The organism is Gammaproteobacteria bacterium (assembly GCA_029862005.1).
In the GTDB taxonomy this organism is placed as follows: Bacteria; Pseudomonadota; Gammaproteobacteria.
On the sequence record JAOTYD010000094.1, the window covers coordinates 1 to 2,812 of the forward strand.

The 2,812-nt window shown below is 55.5% G+C and carries 2 protein-coding genes; both read right to left on the reverse strand.

From position 1 onward, the window contains the following. Nucleotides 1-219 precede the first annotated feature (219 nt). Entirely contained in the window at nt 220-1,524 is a 1,305-nt protein-coding gene (locus tag OES20_19105) for a Gfo/Idh/MocA family oxidoreductase (GenBank protein MDH3636801.1), read from the reverse strand. Between the two features lie 13 nt (nt 1,525-1,537). After that, nucleotides 1,538-2,317, reverse strand: coding sequence for a phytanoyl-CoA dioxygenase family protein (locus OES20_19110; protein MDH3636802.1), 780 nt, complete (start codon nt 2,315-2,317; stop codon nt 1,538-1,540). Between the last annotated feature and the right edge of the window lie 495 nt (nt 2,318-2,812).

Here is a 2,812-nt window from a genome sequence, read left to right on the forward strand (position 1 = left end):
AACGCGTTCTGGAAAAAGAGTGGATTGATACCGGTTCTCTCCTTCGATGAAGCCGCTCATGGATCGCCCCTTCAATGGAAAGGTTTATTTTACCTTTCAGCCAGGAGTTTTCACACAGCCTCGGCCGTTCTCAGAAGCTCAACATGTGCGTTTGATTGTCTCCTTTGGGTGGGTATTCGTAGATAGCTCAGTTTCACCCTTAGGACTCGAACCGCGAGTTCAGGCAAACGCCTGTAACATGGCATTGCGCACCTGCCAGGCCTGTGTGTCGGTATTGGCGTCGATGTCTTTGAGCGTAATCACTTGGCCCTGCTTGATCGGCGCGGTTAGTTTGACTTCGCTGGCAAGGCCTATCGGCAATGCCTGCACACCGATACTGGCATCCGCTGGCATGATCCGGCCCCAGACGGTATAGCCGCCTTCACCATCGAGGATTTCGTCGATTTCGAGATCGCGCTTGGCCACCGCGGCCACGTCGGCGTTGAAGCCCACTGGTGTACCGGTGGGTTGGCCACGTAACGCGGCGCTCAGAATCGAGATGTTGAGTTCCAGGCCAATTAAATGAAAGGGTTTGAACATCGCCGAGTAACGGCCGCTGTCGTCAGTGTTCATGCCGTATTGCCGAAAACATGCCGCGCTATAGTCATTGGGCGATTCGAACACGCAGTACACGCCCCAGCGCAGGTCGCGGTCGATGGGTTTGCCATTACGCTCGAGACTAGAAACCACTTCCACTTGACCAGAAAACTCGAGCTGCCCGCCGACGCTTTGAGGTCGCAGCACCTGTGCGAGATCATCCGCACTGCAGGGCGGGAAGGCGAGGCCATTGCTGGGCGCCTGTAATCCCGCAGCGTTGGCGATCGCTGCCATTTCGATGCCGGACTTGGTGCCGTCGAGGAAGGAATTGAACATCTGGCTGCGCATGCCGGCGGCCTTGGCTTCCACCGCGCTCAGACCGTAATGCGACCAGACCGTGTCCGGGGTCGAATCGTGGTAGCTTGGCAGATATTTGGTACCTTTGCCGGCCGCGACCACGTTAAAGCCGCAGCTGCGCGCCCAATCGATCATTTCCATGGTCAACGCTGGTTGATCGCCGTAGGCCATCGAGTAAACCACGCCGGCTTTTTGCGCCTGTTGTGCGAGGTAAGGACCGGCTAGCACATCAGCCTCGACATTGACCATAACGATGTGCTTGCCGTGGGCGGCGCAGAGCAGTGCGTGCTTGATGCCGGCCGCTGGATTACCGGTGGCTTCGACCACGACATCGACTTTGTCCCCGCGAATCATGTCCTCAGCGTCATCAACAAACTCGGTATTGACCACCCGGGTATCATCCCAGCCGACCTCGCGGCATCGCACGGTAGCCTGGGCGGGATCGAGATCCGCGATGGTAGTGACCACCAGTCCCGGAGTGGTCGGTACCTGGGCAAGGAACATCGAACCGAATTTGCCGGCGCCGATCAGGCCGACCCGTATTGGCTTGCCGTCGGTCGCGCGCTGAATCAGCGATGAATAGAGATACATGGAAGTACCAGGTTTACGCGACCAGTTCGAGCAGCGTATCGTCAGACAGCGGCTCAATCGGGTTGAAATCGCGATGCGCGACCCATTCTGGTCGCTTGAACTGGCGGATATGGTTGTCTACGTGGCACAGGGATAGATACACGATGGTGCGGTCCATCGGACTGATGTTGGGTGGACTGGCATGCACCAGCAGGCTCGAAAACATCAGCATTGAACCCGCATCACCGGTGGGAGCGACGCATCCGCCCTGGTCATAAAGCTTAGTAACGGTTTCCCGATCCAGGGTCCACAGTGGGTAGCTGGTGGTTTCGAGGTCATGCCCAGCTTCGACCACGCCCTGCTTGTGACTGCCCGGGATAAACAGCAATGGGCCGTTAGCCGCGGTGACGTCATCCAGAAATACGGCGATATTCATCGCGCGCGGTTCGGGCATTAGATCATCGCGCGCCCAGGTACCGTAATCCTGGTGCCATTGCCAGACATCGCCATCGAATGCAGCCTTGGCGTTAACTTTGTACTGGTGCATGTAAACCGGGCCATCAAGCAACTGCATCACTGGTTCGATCAGGCGCGGATGCGCGCCGAGTCGGCGGAAGGCATCGTTATAGGTATGTGCGGCGAAGGCAGTGCGCGCGACACCCGTTTTCTCGCGCCAGACTTCCTCGCGTTGTAACGCGTAAACATCGAGTGCGGCCTGCTTTAGAACTCCTATTTCCTTGGTGCTGAAGGCGTTGGGGAAAAACAGGTAGCCGTCCTGTTCAAATTTTTCGGTTTGTTGCTCGGTTAGTTGCATGGGCTCGAAAACTTGTTCACAAGCTTGATATATTACTTCAAAATCACACTTCATTCCTGTTATTGGTGCCATCCCCGCGAACACTTCAAAAGGATCAGTGTCGATTGATTTGATATTCTAATTGAGTGTCCGTTCCTGGCCGTTTCGAGAAGCACAGGTAATTCTTACGGGCGTCTCCTTTGGAGAAAGCCGACCCTCAGAATCAGGAGTTGAGCGGCGAAAACCAACCCGGTTCGGACGTGAGCAAGTAATCGATTGGTCAACAGGATTAATAGTAGGCCATGGCGAATCTTAAGAGAACTCGGCGGGATCGGGCGATATTTCAGAGCCTGCGAAGCTCCCTGTGCAGTGCATGTCTGAAATTAAAACCGACAAGCCGGGCCATTTAGGTGTAAGGTGGTCGCTCTTGCCTCTCTCTATTTGCTTTTTATTTCCCAACTAGAAATCCTGATCGGCAGGAATTGCATAGCATCAACTGCCGGTTCATGGATGTTC